This is a genomic window from Actinomadura citrea (genome assembly GCF_013409045.1).
Lineage (GTDB): Bacteria > Actinomycetota > Actinomycetes > Streptosporangiales > Streptosporangiaceae > Spirillospora > Spirillospora citrea.
Window position 1 is genome coordinate 4,631,269 of sequence record NZ_JACCBT010000001.1, and the last position, 20,829, is coordinate 4,652,097.

Here is a 20,829-nt window from a genome sequence, read left to right on the forward strand (position 1 = left end):
CTCCATGCGCAGGTCTGTGACCTGTGTGTTTTCCCCACTCCGGTGGAACCCGACGCGTTTCAGTGGTCCGTTCGTCCGCGGTGACGGATCGTCTGTGGTGACAGACCGCGGAAGCTCGGGTGCCACAGAACACGGACAAGGGCAGGCGACGGGAGCATGGTCAAGACCTAATGGATCAGGTTCTTGGGCGCCTTCTGGTCGGTCGTCGGGGTGTTCGACCAGCTTGCCGTTAGTGAAGGTTGCTCCTGAGCGGACGAGGGCGACGAGGTGGGTGCGTTGACCGCCCGCCAGCGTGTCTGGGCGGACTCGATGAGCTTGAAAGCCGTGGCCAGGCCATCGGCCCGTGAACCGGAGCCCTTCACCGCCTGGCGGGCGTAGGTTTCGTCCTCGGCGTTCCAGATCTCCGCCAGGTGCTGCTTGGCGCCCGGGCGCGCGGATTTCGGGAACGCCCCCAGCACGTTATCGATCTTGTGGAACCAGCAGCGCTGTTGCTCGGCTTTGGGGAACGACTCACCCAGCGCGCCCCAGCGCACCGTCCCCGACCGCCAGCACCGGGGCGCGCGTCCCACGGCGCCTCATTTACCTGCGCGTCCGTACTGCTCCTCCCTGTACTGGCGCGGAGACAACCCGTAGGCATTGCGGAACGCCTGGGTGAAATGCTGCGGCCTGGAGAACCCCCACCGGGCCGCGATCTCGCTGATCCGACGGGTGACGAGCAGCGGTTCGGCCAGGTCGCGGCGGCAGTGTTCCAGACGGCACTCGCGGATCCAACCGGCGACCGTGCGGCCTTGCTCGTGGAACAGTTTGTGGAGTAGACGCAGGGAGATGTGATGTGCGGCGGCGATCGAGGCCGGGGACAGTTCCGGGTCACCGAGATTCTGCTGTATGAAGTTGTGGATCTGGGCCAAGAGTGCCCGATGGCGGGTGTGCAGCGGCACCGCGTCGCCAACCTCCAACTCGTGGGCGAGGGCCGCGGTCAGCATTTCCAGCGCGAGGGCGGACAACCTGGCCGAGTCGGCGGGGCTGTACTCGTCGATGTGCCGGGCGAGCCGAAGGAGGAAGGTCGAGGCGAGCGCCCCGACACCTTGGGCGCCCGGAATGCGCACGGCGGTCAGGCGGTCGAGATCCCGGGCCGGCAACGGCAGCAGGGCACGCGCGAATCGCAGGACCAGCAGCCGAGCGACGGGGGAGTCCGTCGAGAGTGCCGCCGAGTACGGCCGCGAAGTGTCGTAGAGAACCATGTCGCCGACGCCGAAGGCCGTCTCCCGGCCGTTCTGCGTGGCGTTCCCCGCACCGTCCACGGCGATCCCGAGTTTGCACAGCCCGGGGTCGTCTTGGCGGATGAGCTTCGGCGTCCGGTGGATCACGTATGGGGTGGTCGTCATCAGAGCGACCTGTATGGAACCCAGATCCCAGATATCCATACGGGCTTGAAAACTCATCTCCAGGTTCGGTTCGCAGCTGAGCTCGTAGGGAACCCAGGTTCGGGAACTCACTTCATGCCAGAAGCCAAACCGCTCACTGGCAGGCAACCCGTCCGTGCTCACGGTGCGCATCTGGGCCACCGGTCAGCGCCTGAGGCGGTCTCACCGCCGGTACGCCAGTTCGCGCGGGTCAGCATCACGCCGGCGCCGCCAGTCCGACCGGTCCGAGACAGGCCATTGGTACGACCTTCAGCCGCAGCCGCCACGCTCAGCCACGCCCGAAAGCGCACCAGGTCTGTTTGCTCTACCAGCAGGGCGGATCCGACAACCATTTCACTGGCGCCCCGTTGACCGAAGCCATCCACCACGTCCAGCATTCGGTCGTTGCCTTCCTTTTTCAGTGCATTTCTCATCGCCTCCGCCCCGCCCGCGAGACCGCGGGGTTCGGTCATCGCTCTTCCCCACCTGCCGCTTTCGATCTTTGACGATTCACGCTTGGGGAGTGAGGAGCGGTCTTTGACGTGCAGACTCGCGTTGCCCGCCCAGAGGAGGTCCTCATCGCGAAGAGGGTGCCAGGGGGCCGTAGGTAAATACATGGACGGAACGTGGGCGCGTCCGTTTTCGGGGTTCTTGGGTCCGCGACAGCCCGGTTGCGGGCTCTGAATGCCCGCACGGGTCCGGGATGACGGGCGGCCTTGAGGCAACCACCTGCTCCGCGTGGAGGAGACGACGCCGAGGATGCGACTCGGTGTGCACACCGTCTTCCGGAAATCCTCTCGGTGATCGCCGCGGAGCAGTTCCCGGTCGACCCGCATCCGTCCATCTCCGATCGGTTCGGCGTCGCGGTCGGGACGGTGATCAGCGAGTGCGCGCCGGCGGAGTCGCTTATAAAAGACCCCGACGTCCGCTGCAATGCAACGAACGCCGGAGCCGACTTGCATCAGGCAAGGGGAGACGAAACCGGGACGCCCCGGTCTGTCACCAGCTCAGCCAATTCGGGTGCCGCAGCCCTGGCAGACTCTGGCGTTCTCGCTGTTGTAGGTGCCGCAGGCGGAGCACGGGATCTGATCGACGTTCATCGCCCTGCGGATGATCATCGCGATCTTGCGCATCGTTCTCTCCTTTGATGATTCGCGGACGGCCTTTACCGCCAGCGATCTGAACTGTACGCCCTGACTGTCTTTCGGCTGCTGAATCCACCATTTCCCGCGCAGAATGTGCATTCAGATGTAAGAACGGTGCACGCAAACGTAAGAGGGCATCAGAAGCCACCTATGGCGCGCGAAGTGCGCCTGGTTCGGTCCGGTCTTCTTCCGAAGGGCCTCGCGGACGGCGCGCCCTCTCCTGCCCCGCCTGGCCCGCTTCCAGCCGTGAACGACGCCCGAGCGCACCAGACGGGTAGAGCACCGAGCCGAGAAGAATCTTGGCCCGGGGTTCCCGTTGATCTTGCGCCGCGGCCTCTTACGAGAGACGGCCCGCCGCTGTTGAAGCGCCACCTTCGGCGCTCGGGCGGGACGATAGGGGAGCGGATCGGGAATGTTGACCCAGTTGGCTGCGGTGGCGCCGGTGCTCGCCGCGGTGATCAGTGTGGTGGACGGCCGGCTGCGGGCCCGCCGGGAGCAGTCCCGCCGGGCCGGTGATGAGTGATGGCCAGGACCGGGAGGCCGCGCATCACCGCGGGCCGGACCCGGCCGGCGGCGGAGGCCAGGCGGCTACGGGCGGCAGGATGGCAGCGATGCGGCAGGACTTCCTGGACTTCTTCGACACAGAGTTCCATCTGGTGGTGCGGTTCGTGATGCGCGACGGCGCCAGCCTGCACGATGCTCAAGACGCAGCTCAGCAGGGGTTCCTGCAGGGGTGGCGGATGGTGCGGGAGGGTACCTGGGAGCAGATCCGCCATCCACGCGCCTGGGTCCGCTCGGTGGCGCTGCGGAACCACCGAGCCCGGCGGCGCGTGGAGGTCCCGGTCCGGCAGTTGCCTGAGGCGGCCGCTCCCGGCACCGGGCACGCGGAGCTGACCGAGCAGGCCCGCGATCTGATCGCCGCGCTTCGGCTGCTGGACGCTGACGCGCGGGCGGTTCTGGCATTCCACCTGGACGACATCCCCACTCACGCCATCGCCGCGTATCAGAGCATTTCTGAGCAGAGGGCCCGGGACCTGCTCAAGAAGGCCCGGCGTACGCTCAGAAAGCATCTGCCCGCGCCACCGCAGCAGTCGGCGAGGCCCACCGGCACCACCGAGACGGGCAGCCACGAAGGGGGGCGCCAGCCGTGACCACCTCTGACGGCCCGTTCCCGCCGGACGACGCACTCAGCAACGAGCTCACCGACACCGAACTGGACGCCGCCCTCGGCGCCGCCGATGCCCAATTGCTGGATCATGTGCGCGCGCACACCAACCCGGTCGTCGCGCTGTCCGCTCTGCTCGGCGGCACCTCCACCGACGCCCAGGACCGCGCGGCGCCACTCTCCGATGGCGCCGCCACCCAGATCCGCGCCCGCACTCAGGCGCACACCCTGGAGCGCGACCTTCACCGCGCCAGCCTCGGAGTCGGCATACTCGCCGCTCTCCTCGACCCAGACCCCGCGTTCTCCCGGACCGTCGACCTGAACGATCTCCGCGCCCGCACCCACGATGTCGCTCGCGTCCTCACCCGAGCGGTCGGCCGAGCCGGTGACCTCGCACGCGACCTCGACCTCGCCCGTCACCGCCACAGCGGCGCCGCCCGCACCATCGCCACCCTTCTCATCCAGGTGCGTGACGGCGCTCGCACCCTCACCGGCGATCTCGACCACGTCGTCGCCCTCGACTGCGGGGACGCCCGCGACCTCGACTCCGCTGCCGCCCAGGCGTCCCACCTCGTCCGCGACCTCGATGGTGCCTGCGGCCGTGCCCGCAGCCTCGCCCATAACCTGGCGGCGCAACCGGTGAACGCGTCCGGCGCAGACTTGTCCGAGGTCTCGCTGCCCGATCTGGCGGTGCTGGAAGGGGTGGTGTGGGACGAGTTCACCCGCTGGCAGCCCGGCCTGCGCGACCGGATCGCCGACCGGTCGGAGGAGATCGCAGCCGGTGTCTACCAGGTGCGGAGAGGCACGGCCCGCGACCCGCACACGGCGCCCGGTCGGTGATGTTCGGGGCGGTCGCGCAGACGTGCCCGGGCCGGCGTTGGCGTGCGGTCGGCGGGCGCCGACGGCCGTACCCCTTCAGCGGCCGCCAGTGAAGGGCAGCGTCACGGTGCCCCTTCCGCCGAGGCTCGGCTCCCTACCGGGATCACCCGGTGGAGAACCAGCCCCATGTAGTACTCATCGACGAACTCGCCATCCACGCACACCGAGGAGCGCCGTACTCCCTCCACCTGGAATCCGCAGGCTTCGTACAGACCCAACGCAACCCGGTTGTGGCTCATGGCCGTGAGTTCCAGCCGCCACATTCCCAGAAGCCGCGCCTGAGCGATCGCCGCCTCCAGCAGGCCGCGGCCGACTCCTTGTCCATGATGGGAGGAGCGTACGCCCAGCACGATCGCACCCCGGCCTCGTGCCCGCCGCCACCGTGACGCAAAGACGTCGATCACTCCGACGAGCCGTCCGCCGTCATCGGCGATGAACCGGTACGACCGGTCTGGAAGTTCGTTGCCGCGTTCGCCGGGCTCAGCGAGCATGAACGTCGTCTCTGTGTCCAAAGCGCGGCGAAGCTCAGCAAGGGCCTCGCCTTCCTCCGCGGCGAGGGGCCGGATGGTTGCCATGGCACCAGGATTCGTCACCTACGTCCAGGCGGTGTGCGCCGGGCAGGCCGCCGATCGGGGTTTCGCGGACGTGCTCACCGTGCACCCAGTGAGCCGAGCGCCCGGAACGGTTCTCCGGCCGCCGTCCTGCCGCGCGGGACAGGTCAGCGGACCAGGCGGAAGAACGTGCGGATGTCAGTGATCAAGAGGTCCGGTGCCTCCATCGCGGCGAAGTGGCCGCCGCGGTCGAACTCCGACCAGTGGATCACGTTGTGCTCGCGTTCGGCGATGCGGCGGACCCCGGCGTCACCGGGGAAGACCGCCACCCCGGTGGGGACATCGGACTTTTCGACCGGGCGGCCCCAGTCGGCGGCGCCCTCCTTGTAGAGGCGGGCCGATGACGCCGCGGTGCCGGTGAGCCAGTAGATCGTGACGTCGGTGAGCAACTGGTCGCGGTCCACGGCCTCTTCGGGCAGCGCGTGCGCGGGATCGGTCCACTCCTTGAACTTCTCCACGATCCAGGCCAGTTGACCGGCGGGAGAGTCGTGCAGCCCGAAGGCCACCGTCTGCGGACGGGTCGACTGGACCATGGCATAGGCCGCGCGGTCGTGGTCGGAGTACTGGGCCAGGCGCGCCTGTTCCGCCTCGGTCAGGCCGTCCAACTCGCCGGGCTGGAAGGTCGGGAAGCCCAGCGCGCCGTTGACATGGACGCCGATGACGTTGCCCGGGGCGAGGCGGCCGAGTTCGGGGGAGATCACCGAGCCGGTGTCGCCGCCGTGGGCGCCGTACCGGTCGTAGCCGAGACGGCGCATCAGCTCGGCCCAGGCGTGGGCCGCCCGGCGAGGGCTCCAGCCGGTCTCCCGGGTGGGGCCGGAGAACCCGAAGCCGGGCAGGGAGGGCGCGACCACGTGGAAGGCGTCGGCGGGGTCGCCGCCGTGGGCGCGGGGGTCGGTGAGCGGGCCGAGGATCTTCGTGAACTCGGCGACCGAGCCGGGCCAGCCGTGCGTGATGATCAGCGGGAGCGCGTCCGGCTCGGGGGAGCGGACGTGCAGGAAGTGGATGTTCTGGCCGTCGATCCCGGTGGTGAACTGCGGGTACCGGTTGAGCGCCGCCTCCTGCGCGCGCCAGTCGTACTCCGTCCGCCAGTAGTCGGCCAGCTGCCTGGCGTAGGCGGACGGGACCCCGTACGACCAGCCGGTGCCGGGCAGTTCGTCCGGCCAGCGGGTGCGGGCCAGGCGGTCGCGCAGGTCGTCCAGGTCGGCCTGCGGGATGTCGATGCGGAACGGGTTGATCTTTGTCATGTCCAGTACGTTAGGAGCAGGCTAGGACCGATTCGGTCCTAGCCTGCAGGCAGAATCATGAACATGTTGGAGACCTCGGCTCGACTCCTCAGGCTGCTGTCCCTCCTGCAGGCTCGCCGGGACTGGTCCGGCCCGGAACTGGCCGAACGGCTCGGCGTCACGACGCGGACCGTGCGGCGGGATGTGGACCGGCTGCGCGAACTGGGCTACCTGGTGCACGCCACGGCCGGGACGCCGGGCTACCGTCTGGGCGCCGGGGCCGATCTGCCCCCGCTGCTGCTGGACGACGAGGAGGCGGTCGCGGTCGCGGTGGGTTTGCGGACGGCCGCCGGGGGCTCGGTCGCCGGGATCGAGGAGACGTCGGTACGGGCGCTCGCGAAGCTCGAACGGATCCTTCCTCCACGGCTGCGGCATCGTGTTCACGCGCTCCGGTCGATGACCGTGCCCATGACGGGAGCGGCGGACCCGGTCGATCCCGAGGTGCTGACCGCCATTGCCGCGGCCTGCCAGGATCATGAGGTGCTGCGGTTCGACTACCGGTCGCACGAGGGCCGGGAGAGCCGCCGTTCGGCCGAGCCGCACCGGCTCGTGAACTCGGGACGCCGCTGGTACCTGGTGGGCTGGGACGTCGACAAGGGGAGTTGGCGGACCTACCGTGTCGACCGGCTGCGGCTGAAGGCGCCGAACGGGCCGCGTTTCGTCCCCCGGGACCCGCCCGCCGAGGACCTCGCCGCCTACACCTCGCGCGCGGTGTCCATCGCCCCGTACCGCTACCGGGCGCGGCTGACCGTGCACGCAGCCGCGCAGGTCGTGGCCGGGCACATGCCGCCGACGGTGGGGACGATCGAGCCCGTTGACGCCCGCACCTGCGTCCTGCGGTGCGGTGCGAACAACCTGGACGAGATCGTCGTGTGGGTCGCACTGATGGACATCGATTTCGAGGTGCACGACCCGCCGGAACTGGCCGAGCGGATCGGCGCCATGGCCGACCGGCTCCGGGCGGCGTCGGGCACCGCGCGGCGGGTGACCGTCCCGCCCGGTAACCCGGCGGGCGGCGCGGACGGGGCCGCGTCTGCCGGTCTCGCGGGCCCTACCGCGCCCGCACGTGAGGAGGGCTGACAGCCGTCCGGTCATCTTCGGGGTGGTCTGTTTGCAGGTTCGAGACGCTCATCCGCCCGGGCATAGGGTGGGGCGGCATGGCGCTGCGACTCGTTCAGGTGAACTTCAAGGCTCGGGATGATTCGGCGCTCGGCCGGTTCTGGGCGGAGGTGCTCGGCTGGGGCATGTCCAGCGAGGGGCCCGGCGTGACCAACCTGGAGCCCGAGGGCTTCGTCTGGCCGGACCCCACTGCCGTCTGCGTCGACCTCGTCACCGTTCCGGACCCGGAAACGGTGAAGGACCGCGTGCATCTCGATCTCGCCACCACTTCCGCGGCCCACCATGCGGAGTTGGTCGCGCGTCTGAAGGATCTCGGTGCGACGCCGGCGGACGTGGGCCAGGGCGATGTCCCGTGGACGGTTCTGGCCGATCCGGAGGGCAACGTGTTCTGCGTGCTGGAGCCTCGGGAGCGCTACCGGGACACCGGGCCGATCGCCGCGGTGGTGGTCGACTGTGCGGATCCGCGGGCCATGGCCCGGTTCTGGGACGAGGCGCTGGACTGGACCCTGCACGAGGTGACCGATGATCACGCGGTGCTGCGTTCTGCCGAGGGTGTCGGGCCGTATCTGGAGCTCCTCCGCGAACCCGGCGCGCGGACATGGTGGAACCGCGTGCATCTCGACCTGCTGCCCTTCCCCGTTGACGACAAGGAGGCGGAGGTGGCGAGGCTGCGGGCCCTCGGCGCCACGGACCTCGACCTTGGCCAGGGCGACGTGCCCTGGACGGTTCTGGCCGATCCGGAGGGCAACGAGTTCTGTGTCCTCGGCCGGGGTTGACGCAGAGCCCTGCCGGGCCTCGCCGACACGGAAAACCGATTGAGTCTTCCTTCCGCGTCCCGTAAATTGCCTGCCGCCCTGTCGCAGTGAAGACAAAGGACAGAACCGCGTGACCCCGCCTGCTCTTCAGACCTGACACGTCTCTTCGCTCACCTGTAGCCGACGCTCCCGTCGGCTCTGCCGGGCTGCCCTTGCGCGCCCGGTCATTCGGCGTTTGAGGTCGCGCGTAATCGGCCTCGTGTCAGGTCTAGAGGGCTCATGTCTTCACAACCTCATATCGTGCTGCCCTGGGTCGTTCGTCGGACCAGGCTGCCCCTGCTGTCGTTGCGGTGCGCGGACTGCCGGTCGGAGTCGGCCCGCACCGGCGAGGGCAGGTTCCGCGTCAACGCCAACGGCAAGCTGCTGGACGTGTGGCTGCTGGTCCGCTGCGTATCGTGCGATCGGACGAGCAAGCTCGCCGTGCACGAGCGGGTGCCGGTCAAGTCCCTCGATCCGGCCGAACTCCACGGCTACCGTGTCAACGATCCGGAACTGGTGGCGTCCAGGCTGCTGGATCCGCTGCTCGCCCGGCGCAACCGCTTCGCCCTGGACTGGACGGGCGCCTGGCGGCTGGACGCCCCGTCGCCATGGCTCGACGAGACGTGGCCGGTCCAGGTGGAGGTCGTCTTCGAGGATCCGGTACCGGTGCGGCCGGACCGGCTCATCGCGCAGAGGCTCGGCCTCAGCAGGAACGAGGTGCTGCGCCGGATCAAGTCCGACACCCCGCTGCGCCGTCCGCGGAGCACCGGATTCACCTTCACGGTGATGGCCGGGGACTAGCGGGGATGTGGCCGCGGCGGGCCACCCGGCCCGCCCGGCTTCACCCCCGAACGTCCGGGCCGGTGGCGGCACGTGCGCTGGTAGCGTCTGCAGGCGTGCGGGACCGGTTCGAGGCGTCGTTGCCGGCGCGGTGGAAGGCGCCGCTGGTGGCGGGCGCGCTGGCTGCGCTGTCACCGGTGCTGCTCCTGGCGCCCCGCGGCGTGCCGGCCGAGGCCGGGCGCCCGCTGGTGACGGCGCTCGTCGTCGTCCAGGCCGCGGCGCTGTGGTGGCTGAGCGCGCGGCCCGCCGTGGTCACCGCCGTCGCGGTGCTCTCCGGAGCCGCCCTGCAGTTCCTGGTTCCCGCGGCCGGGCAGGGGATCGCGTTGGTGGTGCTGAGCACGTTCGCCTGGTTGCGGCCCGCGCGGACCTCGCTGTGGGGTGCGGCGGGCGCAGCGGCCGTTCTCGGTGTGTCGGCCGGTGCCGGCGGCCACGGCGTCGCGGCGGTCCTGTGGCCGGTCGCGGCGGTCCTGGCCTGGAGTTGGGGCGCGCTCGGACGGGCATGGGCGGCGCGGCGGCAGGCCGAGGCGCGCCGGGCGGTGCTGGAAGAGCGGGCCCGCATCGCCCGTGAACTGCACGACGTCCTGGCGCACACGGTGTCGGTGATGGTGGTGCAGGCCGCCGCCGCGGACGATGTCTTCGACACCAGTCCCGAGAAGGCGCGGCAGGCGGTGCGGAGCCTGGAGGCGTCGGGGCGGGAGGCGCTGGTCGAGCTCCGCCGCTTCGTGCGCACCGTGCGCCTGCTGGACGAGGAGACCGCGGCGGTCACCGGCGGCGACGCCCTGGTGCCGCAGCCGACCCTCGCGGATCTGGACCGGCTCGCCGGAACGGTGGAGGCCGCCGGGCTCCCCGTCCGCGTGGTCCGGGACGGCTTGGAGGACGCCGACGTCCCGCCGGGCGTGGCCCTGTCGGCGTACCGGATCGTGCAGGAGTCGCTCACCAACGCCCTGCGGCACGCGCGCGCGTCCACCGCCGTCGTCACGGTCCGCGCGCGGGACGGCCGGCTGACCGTGGAGGTCCGCGACGACGGGACGGGCGGCGGCCGGCCGGGCTGGACGGGCGCCGGGCAGGGCGTCGCCGGGATGCGCGAGCGCGCGGCGCTGCTCGGCGGGACCCTGGAGGCCTCACCCGATCCGGCGGGCGGATTCCGGGTCCGCGCCCACCTGCCGCTGGAGGAGACCGCGTGACGATCCGGATGCTCGTCGCCTACGACTTCGGAGTGGTCCAGCCCCTTCTCTCCGTCTGAGGACGGAGCGCTCAGACCAGTCCGCCGCCGGAGGTGCGAAGGCGGGTCCCGCCCCTACCGTCGGGGGATGGTCCTTCCTCGAAACCGGCCGCTCCGGGCGGGCCGCGCGCAGCGGCGCCGGCAGCGGCGCGCCGCCTTGGCGCTGGTGCTCCTGGCGCCCGCCGTCGCCGAGCTCACCCTCGGCTCGATCCCCGTGAGGATGCTGTGGCTGGTCGTCCTCTACGTGCCGATCTACGGGGCCGGGGTCCTGCTGATCCGCGAGGCGGTGCGCCGGACGGGCGGCGGAACGGGAGCCCTGCTGCTGATGGGCCTGGCCTACGGGCTGGTCGAGGAGGGGCTCGCGCTGCAGAGCCTCACCAGCCCCCATCTGTACGATGCCGCCGGGTGGGGGCCCAGGCCGTGGGGGATCAACGCCCCCTACGCCGAGCTGAACCTGCCCTACCACGCGGTGTTCAGCGTCCTGCTGCCGATCGCGCTGGCCGAGCTGATGTTCCGCGACCTCGGCCGGACGCCCTATCTGCGGCGCGCGGGGCTCGTCGGCACCGCCGCCGCGGCGCTGCTGGGGGTGGGGCTGCTGCGGGTGTCGGTGCCTCCGTCGGAGGACCCCGGCTACCTGCTGTCCGGGCGCGCCGCCGGGGTGATCCTGGGGTTGGCGGCCGCGGCGGCGGTGGCGGCGCTCGCCGTGCTCCCGCACCGCGCGGGCCGCGGTCCGGCCGGTGCCGGGGGACCCGTCCCCGGCCTGTTCCGGCTCGGCGCCGTGTGCGCCGTCGCGGCCTTCGCCTTCCTGGCGCTGCTGTTCCCCTTCGCCGGCGCGCACCATCCGGCGTTCCTGCCCCGCACGTGGGCGCCGCTGCCGATGGCCGCCGCCGCGGCGGTCGCCGGCGCCGCCGCGTGGGCGCTGCGCCGATGGGGCGCGGCGGACGGCTGGACGCCCCGCCACCGGCTGGCCGCCGTGACCGGGGCGCTCGTCGCCCATACCGCCTTCGGCCTCGTCTCCCACACCCGCCACCCGCTCGACACCGCCGGCCTCGCCGTCATCGGAGCGGCGATGGTCCTGCTGCTCCACCGCCTGGACCACCGCCTCGCCACCGGCCCCGAGGTGTCTCAAGGCCTGTGAGGCGGAGCGGTGGGAGCGCCGAACCACCTGGCCATGGGGCCGAGCAGGTCCGTCTGGTCGTCGCCGACCCATGCCACGTGGCCGTCCGGGCGTAGCAGGGCCGCGGGCACGTCGAGTTCCTCGCCGGCGTCGACGACGTGGTCGACGCGGTCCGCCCAGCCCGCGACCGAGAGGCGGCCGGTCTGGTCGAGCAGCAGTCCGCGGCCGTCGTGCATCAGCTCGTAGAGGCGGCCCTTCTTCAGCCCGATGTCCCGGAGCCTGCGGCCGACGAGCGGGTGCTCGCCGCCGAGGTCGTAGCGGACCCCGATCGCGATGATCTTCTCGGTGAGGTACCGGTTCACCTCGTCGAAGTCCATCAGTTCCGACAGCAGCCGCCGCACGGCGAGGGGGCCCGGCTCGGTGGACAGCAGTTCCATCTGCACGCGGGTGTTGTCCAGCACGTCGGCGGCCACCGGGTGCCGTTCTGCGTGGTAGGTGTCCAGCAGTCCCTCCGGCGCCGTGCCGGCGACCTCGGCGGCGAGTTTCCAGCCGAGGTTGAACGCGTCCTGGATGCCGAGGTTGAGGCCCTGCCCGCCGGTGGGCGGGTGGATGTGCGCCGCGTCGCCGGCCAGCAGGACCCGGCCGACCCGGTAGCGCTCGGCCAGCCGGGTGGCGTCGCCGAAGCGGGACAGCCAGCGGGGGGAGTGCGCGCCGAAGTCGGTGCCGGCGACGGCCCGCAGCTGGTGCTTGAACTCCTCGAGGGTGGTCGGGGCCGAGCGGTCCTGTGCCACGCCCTCGGCGGGCACGCCGACGCGGTAGACCCCGTCCGCGAGGGGCATGATCCCGAACCGCTTCTGGGTCTTGCGGACCTCGTCCATCACCGCGGCCTGCGTCTCCGGCGAAGCGGTGAGCTCCACCTCGCCCAGCAGCGTCTCGACCCGGGAGGGTTCGCCGGGGAACCCGACGCCGAGGCGCCTGCGGACGGTGCTGCGGCCGCCGTCGCAGCCGACGAGGTGGCGCGAGCGCAGCCGCGTCCCGTCGGCCAGCTCGACGGTCACCCCGTCGTCGTCCTGGCTCAGCCCGACCACCTCGCAGCCGCGCCGGATCTCGGCGCCGAGCTCGGCGGCGCGTTCGGCCAGCAGCCGGTCGGTGGTGGGCTGCAGGATGCCGAGGACGTAGGGGTGGGCGGTGTCGAGCCGGTCGGGTGCGGGTTTCCTGATGGCGCCGAAGAAGCCGCCGAGCGGGTACTTCCTGCCGTGCGCGAGGAACCGCTCCAGCAGGCCGCGCTGGTCCATCACCTCGATGCTGCGCACGTGCAGGCCGAGGGCGCGGACGTAGGGGGTCGGCTCGGTCTCCTTCTCCAGGACCAGGACGTGCACGCCGTGCAGTCGCAGCTCGCCGGCCAGCATCAGGCCGGTCGGCCCGCCGCCGACCACGATCACGTCGATCATGAATTTCCCCCGTCTGAGAGCGGTTCTCGGCCGGCTGCACCGGCGGTGCGCCGGCGCACGCCGCGTCCCCGTTCACGCAGGTACCGGCCTCGGCCGACGATTCTGCGGCACGACCCGGGTCTTGCCGCAAGCCCCCTGGTCGGCTATAAGTTGAAAATGGAAGGAGTGAATCCGTCCTCCTTCCCGCGTCGCACAGGTCGTGTGCTGCGCCATGTTCCCCCGGGGCCTTGCCCGATTGATAATCTCAACATTGAGATTGTCGCGGGAGGGTGGGAATGGCGGACGCGGTGGACGCGATCCTGGCGCAGTGGCGCCGCGAGCGTCCCGACCTGGACGTGTCGGCGATGGGCGTCGTCGGGCGGATCTCGCGGGCGCAGTCGCTGCTCGGCCGGGAGCTGAAGGAGTTCTTCGCCGCACGGGGGCTGGAGAGCTGGGAGTTCGACGTCCTGGCGACGCTGCGCCGGCACGGCGCCCCCTACGAGCTGACGGCGGGGGCGCTGCTGCGGGCGGCGATGGTCACCTCGGGGGCGATCACCAACCGGATCGACCGGATGGAGGCCAAGGGCCTGGTGGAGCGGGTGCGCGACACCGGTGACCGGCGGTCGGTGCGGATCCGGCTGGCGCCGCGCGGCCTGGAGATCGTGGACGAGCTGGTCGGCCTGCACGCCGCCAACGAGGAGCGCCTGCTGGCGGCGCTGTCGCCGGACGAGCGCGGGCACCTCGCCGCCGCCCTGCGCACGCTGCTGGAGTCGCTCGGCGACACGACCCTGGGCTCCCCGTCCGGCGAGCGCTGAGGTCCCCGGCCGCGCGCCGGCGGGCGGTTCGGCTCTCGCGCGGTGCTCAGGAGGCGGCGGGTGCGGTGAAGGGACGGATGGCGCGGGTGGCGCGGTCGGCGATGACGGCCAGGTGGTCGGCGAGTTCGGGCGGGTCCAGCAGGGTGTAGTCGATGGGCAGCAGGGTGACGCGGTAGGCCAGAAAGCGCATCGAGTCCGACCGGGTGTGCAGGAGGCAGGTGCGGTCGTCGGCGGGTTCCAGGACGCCCTGCCAGGCGGTGACGTGCTCGGCGGCCTCCTGGACGGGGGCGTGCAGCAGCAGCCGCGCCCGGATCGTGCCCGATCCGCCGGCCAGGGTGTCCATGGCCCAGGAGGCGGCGTCGGCGCCGCCGGGCAGGCGGAGTTCGGGGCCGCGCACGCCGGTGCGGTGGGGGTCGGTGACGCGGTCGGCGCGGAAGGTGCGCCAGTCGGCGCGGTCCTCGTCGTGGGCGACCAGGTACCAGCGGCGGCCGGCGGTGACGAGGCGGTGGGGCTGGGCCAGCCGGCGGGTGCCGCTGCCGTCGGCGGCGGTGTAGGTGAAGCGGACCTTCTCGCGGGTGAGGCAGGCGGCGGCGAGCAGGGCCAGGACGGCGGGGTCGGCTGCGGGCGGCGCGCCGTCCTGCGGCGGGAGGGGCACGGCGGCCTCGGTGAGGGCGGCGACGCGGTGCCGCAGCCGGTGGGGCAGGACCTGTTCGAGCTTGGCCAGGGCGCGCAGCGAGGTGTCCTCGATGCCGGAGACGGCGCCCGCCGCGGCGCTGCGCAGGCCGATCGCGATGGCGGTGGCCTCGTCGTCGTCCAGCAGCAGCGGCGGCATCGCGGCGCCGGCGGTGAGCCGGTAGCCGCCGGTGTTGCCGTGGGTGGCGTGGACGGGGTAGCCGAGGTCGCGCAGGCGGTCGATGTCGCGGCGGATGGTGCGGGCGGTGACGCCGAGCCGCTCGGCCAGCTCGGTGCCCGACCATTCGCGGGGCGTCTGCAGGAGGGACAGCATCTGGAGGAGCCGTCCGGACGGATCGCGCATGTCTTCCATCCTGCCGCGCCAGTAGGACGTTGGGTGACCTATTGGCCGTCTAACGTCGTGGGCATCGGGGCCGGAACGTCCGGTCCCGGGGATCGGGAGGCACGACATGCTGCGGGGATTCGCCACCATCAACTTCTGGGCGGACGACCTGGAGGCGGCCAAGGACTGGTACGCCGACCTGCTGGGGGCCCAGCCGTACTACCGCGTCGCCGGCCCGGACGGCCGCGCCGCCTACTACGAGTTCCGGGTGGGCGACTACGAGCACGAGCTGGGGCTGGTCGACGCCCGGTTCCGTCCGGGAGGGCCGCCGGCGGGTCCGGGCGGGGCGGTTATGTACTGGCACGTGGACGACCTGGAGGCGGCGGTGGAGCGGCTGCTGGGCATGGGCGCGCGGCTGCACGAGAAGATCACCGAGCGGGGCGAGGGGACGGGGTTCGTGACCGCGTCGGTGGTGGACCCGTTCGGCAACGTGCTGGGCGTGATGTCCAACCCGCACTACCTGGAGGTGCTGGCCGAGGGCGCGCAGCGCTGAGGTCGCCCCGGCGGCCCGCCGGGTGCCGGCGGGCCGGGGCGGGTCAGGCCTGCTGGACGTAGTCGCGCAGGTGGCGGGCGGTGAGGGTGTCGGCGCCGGCGACCAGGTCGGCGGGCGTGCCGGTGAACACGACGCGGCCGCCGTCGCTGCCGGCGCCGGGACCGAGGTCGATGATCCAGTCGGCGTGGGCCATGACGGCCTGGTGGTGCTCGATGACGATGACGGTGTTGCCGCCGTCGACGAGCCGGTCCAGCAGGGCCAGGAGCTGGTCGACGTCGGCCAGGTGCAGGCCGGTGGTGGGCTCGTCCAGGACGTAGGTGGCGGCCTTCTCGGCCATGTGGATGGCGAGCTTGAGGCGCTGGCGCTCCCCGCCGGACAGGGTGGTGAGGGGCTGGCCCAGCCCGAGGTAGCCCAGGCCGACGTCGGAGAGGCGGTCCAGGACGGCGCGGGCCTGCCCGGCGGTGAAGAACTCGCGGGCCTCGGCGACGCGCATGGCCAGGACCTGGCTGATGTCCTTGCCGCGCAGGGTGTAGGTGAGGACCTCTGCGGTGTAGCGGCGGCCCTGGCACTGCTCGCACACCGAGGCGACGCCGGCCATCATCGCCAGGTCGGTGTAGACCAGCCCGATGCCCTTGCAGGCCGGGCAGGCGCCCTCGGAGTTGGCGCTGAACAGGGCGGGTTTGACGCCGTTGGCCTTGGCGAAGGCGGCGCGGATGTGGTCCAGCAGCCCGGTGTAGGTGGCGGGGTTGCTGCGGCGGGACCCGCGGATGGGGGACTGGTCGACCACGACGACGCCGTCGCGGCCGGGCAGCGCCCCGTGGATCAGGGAGCTCTTGCCCGATCCGGCGACGCCGGTGACGACGGTGAGGACGCCGAGGGGGATCTCGGTGTCGACGTCCTTGAGGTTGTGCAGGTTCGCGCCCTTGATGGCCAGGTGCCCCGACGGCTCGCGGACCTTCTCGCGCAGCCGGGCGCGGTGGTCCAGGTGGCGCCCGGTGAGGCTGGCGGACGCGCGGAGCCCGGAGAGGTCGCCGGTGTAGCAGACCCGGCCGCCCTCGGCGCCGGCGCCGGGGCCGAGGTCGACGACGTGGTCGGCGATCGCGATGGTCTCGGGTTTGTGCTCGACGACCAGGACGGTGTTGCCCTTGTCGCGCAGGCGCAGCAGCAGGTCGTTCATGCGGGCGATGTCGTGGGGGTGCAGGCCGGCGGTGGGCTCGTCGAAGACGTAGGTGATGTCGCTGAGGCTGGAGCCGAGGTGGCGGACCATCTTGACGCGCTGGGCCTCGCCGCCCGACAGGGTGGGGGACTCGCGGTCCAGGCTGAGGTAGCCCAGGCCGATCTCGACCAGGGAGTCCAGGGTGCCCTGCAGGGTGGCCAGCACCGGTCCGACGGACGGATCGGTGATCTCGCGTAGGAAGGCGGCCAGGTCGCTGATCTGCATGGCGGCGCAGTCGGCGATGTTGAGCCCGGCGATGCGGCTGGCGAGGGCGGCGGGGTTGAGGCGGGCGCCGCCGCAGGCCCCGCAGGCGCTGAACGCGACGGCGCGTTCGACGAACGCGCGGATGTGGGGTTGCAGCGACTCGGTGTCCTTGTCCAGGTAGAGGCGCTTGACCCTGAGCAGCAGGCCCTCGTAGGTGATGTTGACGCCGCTGCTCTTGACCTTGGTGGGCGGCTTGTGGAGCAGGTCGTCCCACTGGGCGGGGGTATAGTCGCGCAGCTTGGCGTCCGGGTCGAACAGCCCCGAGTCGGCGATCACCTTCCAGTACCAGGACCCGACGGCGAACCCCGGGACGGTGAGGGCGCCCTCGTTGAGCGAGAGGTCCCGGTCGACCAGCTGGTCCAGGTCGACGCGGGAGGCGCGGCCGAGTCCCTCGCAGTCGGGGCACATGCCCTCGGCGTTGTTGAAGCTGAACGCCGAGGAGGTGCCGGCGTGCGGTTCGCCGATCCGGCTGAAGATGATGCGCAGCATGGTGTGGGCGTCGGTCGCCGTCCCGACGGTGGAGCGGGAGTTGGCGCCCATCCGCTCCTGGTCGACCACGATCGCGGCGCTGAGGTTGCGCAGCGCGTCGACGTCGGGGCGGCCGACGCTCGGCATGAAGCCCTGCACGAACGCGGTGTAGGTCTCGTTGATCAGGCGCCGCGACTCGGCGGCGATGGTGCCGAACACCAGGGACGACTTGCCCGACCCCGACACCCCGGTGAACACGGTCAGGCGGCGCTTGGGGACGTCCAGGCTGATGTCGGCCAGGTTGTTCTCCCGCGCGCCGCGGACCTCGATCACGTCGTGGGCGTCGGCGGCCCGGAGCGCGCCGGCGTGCGGCTCGGGCTGCGCGGTCGTCGGCTGGAGGGGCATGGGCTTCCTCAATCGCTTGATATCTTAGGGCGTAAAGAATTCTTCGGTTTCGATAGTTTATGGCATAAGGAGATGCACGTTGGTCGTCTTCGCCGGGCAGGGCGACCCCCGCCGCTCGATGGACCTGCTGTGGCGCGGCGCGGACGCGCCCCGCACGGGGCCGGGGCCGCGGCCGGGGCTGAGCGTGGAGGTGATCGTGGACACCGCGATCGCCGTCGCGGACGCCGAGGGGATGGCGGCGCTGTCGATGCGCGCGGTCGGGGAGCGGCTCGGGCGCACGGCGATGGCCCTGTACACCTACGTGCCAGGCAAGGCCGAGCTGGTGGACCTGATGTACGACCGCGCGCTGGCCGAGCTGCCCGGCGGCTACGACGCCGCGGACGGCTGGCGGGCGGCGCTGACCCGGTGGGCGCAGGACTCCTGGGATTTCTACCTGCGGCATCCGTGGATGCTGCAGGTGTCGCAGGCGCGCCCGGTGCTCGGCCCGAACGAGTACCGGGCGCTGGAGGCGCTGCTGGGCGTGCTGGCCCCCACCGGGCTTCCGGCGCGGCGGGTGCGGCGCGCCGTGTCGGCGCTGTCGAGCGTGGTGCGCGGCGCGGCACAGACCCTCGCCGAGTCGCGGCAGGCGGTGCGGGCCACGGGCCTGTCGGAGGAGCAGTGGTGGTACGGCCGGGCCGGGGCCCTGGAGGCGCTGGCGCCCGGGTTCACCGAGCGCTTCCCGCTGGTGGCCCGGCTGAACGCCGAGGACGCCCTCGGCGGCGCCGAGGACGTCCCCTATCTGGAGCAGGCGGCGCGGGAGGCGTTCGAGGGCGGCCTGGCGCTGGTCCTGGACGGCATCGCCGCCTCCCTCGCCGCCCAGGGCGACCCCGGCGCGGCCGCTGACGGCTGAAGGTCAGCCGAAGATCGCGACGGGGTCGCCGGTGAGCCAGACGTTGTCGATGACGACGCGGCGCATCACCCAGCCGGGCCCGTCCCCGGCGCGGACGAGGTCGACGTCGTAGAGGTTCTTCAGCAGGGCGTGCACGGACCGGTCGGCGGTGAGCAGGTGCTGGGCCTCGACCAGCGCGGTCAGGCGGGCGGTGCCGCCGTCGACCTCGACGCGGGGGTTGGCGACCTGGTGGGTGGTGGTCACCCGCCCTTCGAATCCGCGCAGGATCGTGTCGACGATCGTGTCGCGCCCGGTCATGAGCGGCGGCTCGCCGCCCCACGTCGCGGCGGCCGGGCGGAAGTCCAGCACGGAGTCCTCGGCGAACGCGGAGGCCAGCAGCGCGCGGTCCGCCAGGTCCTGGCCGAGCCCGAACCGGTACAGCGCGTCGACGATCTCGGCGCGGTCGCGCAGCTCGGTGGCGCCGGCGTCGGCGGCCAGGGCGTGCGGGCGGGTGACGTACACGGCTGTTCTCCTGCGGGTCGGGTGTCGGTGGCGCGTCCAGCCTCGCGGCGGGCGCCGTGGCGATCAACGCCGCATCGTGCAACGATCGTGAATCCACGCTTAACGATCGGGGGGTGCGGGGTGCTGGAGCGGCATGAGATCGAGGCGTTGCTGGTGCTGGCCGAGGAGCTGCACTTCGGGCGGACGGCCGAGCGGCTGGGCGTGTCGACGGCGCGGGTCAGCCAGACGATCCGCGGGCTGGAGCGCCGGGTGGGGACGCGGCTGTTCGACCGGACGTCGCGGCGGGTGGAGCCGACCCCGGCGGGAGCGCGGCTGGCCGGTGAGCTCGGTCCGGCGTGGGAGCGGATCGGCGCCGCGGTGCGGCGGGCCGTCGAGGAGGGGCGCGGGGTCACCGGCACGCTGACGGCCGCGTTCACCGACGCGGCGGCGGGGCAGCTTCTGGCCGGCGCGGCCGAGCTGCTGCGCGCGCGGGAGCCGGGCTGCCGGGTGGTGCTGCGGGAGGCGCGGCCCGGGCAGGTCGCGGCGTGGCTGCGCGACGGCGGGGCCGAGGTGTGCCTGGCGGCGTTCCCGCTGGAGGAGCCGGGCGTGGCGGCCGGTCCGGTGCTGGTGCGGGAGGCGCGCATGCTGGCCGTCCCGTCCGGGCATCCGTTCGCGCGGCGCGCCGCGGTGTCGCGGGCGGATCTGGCCCGGGTGGACGTGCTGCCCGAGCCGCCCGGGGCGTCGGCGGCGGAGCTGCTCACACGCGTCGGCGCGGGTGAGGGGGTGCTGTGCGTGGGCGCGCACACCCGCCGCTACCACGCGCGTCCCGACGTCGCCTACGTGCCGCTCGACGACGCGCCGCCGCTGGAGTGGGGCCTGGCGTGGCGGGCGGGCGCCGAGACGGCCCGGGTCCGCGCGTTCGCCCGCGCGGCCGTGGACCTGCTCGCCGCCGGCGACGGCTGACCGGGCGGCGCACGGCGTGTGAAGTGCGTCTCTCGGACGCGCCGGACGTCACATCGGGGCCGCCGAAAGCCTCCTGTAGGTATGGAGACTTTCGCGGTCCAGCCGCGCGACATGACCTGCCGCACCCTCCTGTACGCCCCCCACCACGCGTTCCGCCGGGACCTGGACCGGCTCACGGCGGCCGCGGCGGCGGGCAAGGGCCGGGCGTCGCACGTGCGCGCGGGCTGGGAGAACCTCAAGGAGCAGATCCGCCTGCACCAGGAGCTGGAGGACGGGTGGCTGTGGCCGCGGGTGGAGCGCGCGGTGGCGGGGCGCCGGGCCGAGCGGGCCGTGCTGGAGGAGGTACGCGCCGACCACGCCCGGCTGGCCCCGCTGATCGCCCGCGTCGACGAGGCGATGGGAGGCGCGGCAGGGCAGGACGCGGCGGGGGCGGGCGACCTGCCGGCCGCGGTGCGGGAGCTGCGCGAGGCGTTGGAGCGGTACCTGCTGCACGAGGAGAGGAGTGCGCTGCCGCTGGCGGAGTCGGTACTGGCGGTTGCGGAGTGGCGGGCGCTGGCCGCCGAGGCGCAGGGCCGCTGCGAGGCCGGGACACCGCTGTTCGTCCCGTGGGTGGTGGACGGGATCGGGCCGGTGGAGCGCAGCCGGTTCCTCACGGCGTTGCCCAAGCCGCTGCGGGAGCTGAACCGGGTGATGTGGGAGCCCCGCTACCGCAAGCGCCGCCTCTGGAGCATCTGACCCGCGCCGGCCGGGGGG

General features: G+C 72.4%; 21 protein-coding genes and 1 pseudogene. 12 read left to right on the forward strand and 10 right to left on the reverse strand.

Features of this window, described 5'->3' with window-relative positions; all coding sequences use genetic code 11:
• Window positions 1-201 precede the first annotated feature (201 nt).
• From BJ999_RS21620 to BJ999_RS43080, 4 genes and pseudogenes are all read right to left on the reverse strand, one after another.
• Window positions 202-576, reverse strand: a pseudogene (locus BJ999_RS21620) (transposase); the annotation flags it as partial.
• Window positions 576-1,556, reverse strand: a complete 981-nt coding sequence (locus tag BJ999_RS21625; protein ID WP_179834983.1) for an AraC-like ligand-binding domain-containing protein — start codon at window positions 1,554-1,556, stop codon at window positions 576-578. The pseudogene BJ999_RS21620 and the gene BJ999_RS21625, both read right to left, overlap by 1 nt.
• Window positions 1,544-1,876, reverse strand: a complete 333-nt coding sequence (locus BJ999_RS21630; RefSeq protein WP_179834984.1) for a hypothetical protein — start codon at window positions 1,874-1,876, stop codon at window positions 1,544-1,546. The genes BJ999_RS21625 and BJ999_RS21630 overlap by 13 nt, the downstream gene beginning before the upstream one ends.
• Before the next feature lie 534 nt (window positions 1,877-2,410).
• Window positions 2,411-2,536 carry a zinc-ribbon domain-containing protein gene (locus tag BJ999_RS43080; protein ID WP_268247859.1) on the reverse strand — a complete coding sequence of 42 codons (126 nt, stop codon included), beginning with the start codon at window positions 2,534-2,536 and terminating at the stop codon, window positions 2,411-2,413.
• Between the two features lie 623 nt (window positions 2,537-3,159).
• Here BJ999_RS43080 and BJ999_RS21635 point away from each other — a divergent pair.
• Both BJ999_RS21635 and BJ999_RS21640 read left to right on the forward strand, forming a co-directional pair.
• Window positions 3,160-3,699, forward strand: a complete 540-nt coding sequence (locus tag BJ999_RS21635; protein WP_179834985.1) for a sigma-70 family RNA polymerase sigma factor — start codon at window positions 3,160-3,162, stop codon at window positions 3,697-3,699.
• Window positions 3,696-4,553 carry a hypothetical protein gene (locus tag BJ999_RS21640; protein WP_179834986.1) on the forward strand — a complete coding sequence of 286 codons (858 nt, stop codon included), beginning with the start codon at window positions 3,696-3,698 and terminating at the stop codon, window positions 4,551-4,553. Before BJ999_RS21635 ends, BJ999_RS21640 begins: the two co-directional genes overlap by 4 nt.
• Before the next feature lie 101 nt (window positions 4,554-4,654).
• Here the strand turns inward: BJ999_RS21640 and BJ999_RS21645 are convergent, their stop codons facing one another.
• Entirely contained in the window at window positions 4,655-5,167 is a 513-nt protein-coding gene (locus tag BJ999_RS21645; RefSeq protein WP_179834987.1) for a GNAT family N-acetyltransferase, read from the reverse strand.
• Window positions 5,168-5,310: 143 nt separating this feature from the next.
• A complete protein-coding gene (locus tag BJ999_RS21650; protein WP_179834988.1) occupies window positions 5,311-6,447 on the reverse strand; it encodes an epoxide hydrolase family protein in 1,137 nt (378 codons plus the stop codon).
• Window positions 6,448-6,510: 63 nt separating this feature from the next.
• Here BJ999_RS21650 and BJ999_RS21655 point away from each other — a divergent pair, with 63 nt between their 5' ends.
• The 5 genes from BJ999_RS21655 (at window position 6,511) to BJ999_RS21675 (ending at window position 11,599) form a co-directional block, all read left to right on the forward strand.
• Window positions 6,511-7,566 (forward strand): helix-turn-helix transcriptional regulator, encoded by a 1,056-nt coding sequence (locus tag BJ999_RS21655; RefSeq protein ID WP_179834989.1) that lies wholly within the window; start codon window positions 6,511-6,513, stop codon window positions 7,564-7,566.
• A gap of 77 nt (window positions 7,567-7,643) precedes the next feature.
• Window positions 7,644-8,381, forward strand: a complete 738-nt coding sequence (locus tag BJ999_RS21660; RefSeq protein ID WP_179834990.1) for a VOC family protein — start codon at window positions 7,644-7,646, stop codon at window positions 8,379-8,381.
• A gap of 279 nt (window positions 8,382-8,660) precedes the next feature.
• On the forward strand, window positions 8,661-9,200 hold the full coding sequence (locus BJ999_RS21665; RefSeq protein ID WP_229810631.1) for a DUF1062 domain-containing protein: 540 nt from the start codon (window positions 8,661-8,663) through the stop codon (window positions 9,198-9,200).
• Between the two features lie 95 nt (window positions 9,201-9,295).
• On the forward strand, window positions 9,296-10,423 hold the full coding sequence (locus BJ999_RS43085; RefSeq protein WP_179834992.1) for a sensor histidine kinase: 1,128 nt from the start codon (window positions 9,296-9,298) through the stop codon (window positions 10,421-10,423).
• Between the two features lie 126 nt (window positions 10,424-10,549).
• Window positions 10,550-11,599, forward strand: coding sequence for a hypothetical protein (locus tag BJ999_RS21675; protein WP_179834993.1), 1,050 nt, complete (start codon window positions 10,550-10,552; stop codon window positions 11,597-11,599).
• Here BJ999_RS21675 and rox read toward each other — a convergent pair.
• Window positions 11,587-13,029 carry a rifampin monooxygenase gene (gene rox, locus BJ999_RS21680; RefSeq protein ID WP_179834994.1) on the reverse strand — a complete coding sequence of 481 codons (1,443 nt, stop codon included), beginning with the start codon at window positions 13,027-13,029 and terminating at the stop codon, window positions 11,587-11,589. The two genes, BJ999_RS21675 and rox, sit on opposite strands and share 13 nt — an antisense overlap.
• Before the next feature lie 275 nt (window positions 13,030-13,304).
• Between rox and BJ999_RS21685 the strand changes: the two genes are divergently transcribed.
• Window positions 13,305-13,823: a MarR family winged helix-turn-helix transcriptional regulator gene (locus tag BJ999_RS21685; RefSeq protein WP_179834995.1), complete on the forward strand. Its 519-nt coding sequence runs from the start codon at window positions 13,305-13,307 to the stop codon at window positions 13,821-13,823.
• 46 nt (window positions 13,824-13,869) lie between these two features.
• Here the strand turns inward: BJ999_RS21685 and BJ999_RS21690 are convergent, their stop codons facing one another.
• Window positions 13,870-14,859 carry a helix-turn-helix transcriptional regulator gene (locus tag BJ999_RS21690; RefSeq protein ID WP_179834996.1) on the reverse strand — a complete coding sequence of 330 codons (990 nt, stop codon included), beginning with the start codon at window positions 14,857-14,859 and terminating at the stop codon, window positions 13,870-13,872.
• 106 nt (window positions 14,860-14,965) lie between these two features.
• Between BJ999_RS21690 and BJ999_RS21695 the strand changes: the two genes are divergently transcribed.
• A complete protein-coding gene (locus tag BJ999_RS21695; RefSeq protein WP_179834997.1) occupies window positions 14,966-15,391 on the forward strand; it encodes a VOC family protein in 426 nt (141 codons plus the stop codon).
• Between the two features lie 43 nt (window positions 15,392-15,434).
• Here BJ999_RS21695 and BJ999_RS21700 read toward each other — a convergent pair whose 3' ends face one another.
• Window positions 15,435-17,744, reverse strand: a complete 2,310-nt coding sequence (locus BJ999_RS21700; RefSeq protein WP_179834998.1) for an ATP-binding cassette domain-containing protein — start codon at window positions 17,742-17,744, stop codon at window positions 15,435-15,437.
• A gap of 79 nt (window positions 17,745-17,823) precedes the next feature.
• Between BJ999_RS21700 and BJ999_RS21705 the strand changes: the two genes are divergently transcribed.
• Window positions 17,824-18,633, forward strand: a complete 810-nt coding sequence (locus tag BJ999_RS21705; protein WP_179834999.1) for a TetR/AcrR family transcriptional regulator — start codon at window positions 17,824-17,826, stop codon at window positions 18,631-18,633.
• Between the two features lie 3 nt (window positions 18,634-18,636).
• On the opposite strand, the gene BJ999_RS21710 is transcribed toward BJ999_RS21705, so the two are convergent.
• The gene (locus BJ999_RS21710; RefSeq protein WP_229810632.1) at window positions 18,637-19,134 is read right to left on the reverse strand and encodes a nuclear transport factor 2 family protein; all 498 of its coding nucleotides are present in this window, start codon (window positions 19,132-19,134) and stop codon (window positions 18,637-18,639) included.
• A 120-nt stretch (window positions 19,135-19,254) separates the two neighbouring features.
• Between BJ999_RS21710 and BJ999_RS21715 the strand changes: the two genes are divergently transcribed.
• Window positions 19,255-20,076, forward strand: a complete 822-nt coding sequence (locus BJ999_RS21715) for a LysR family transcriptional regulator (RefSeq protein ID WP_179835000.1) — start codon at window positions 19,255-19,257, stop codon at window positions 20,074-20,076.
• 81 nt (window positions 20,077-20,157) lie between these two features.
• On the forward strand, window positions 20,158-20,811 hold the full coding sequence (locus tag BJ999_RS21720; protein WP_218935166.1) for a hemerythrin domain-containing protein: 654 nt from the start codon (window positions 20,158-20,160) through the stop codon (window positions 20,809-20,811).
• The last annotated feature ends 18 nt before the right edge of the window (window positions 20,812-20,829 follow it).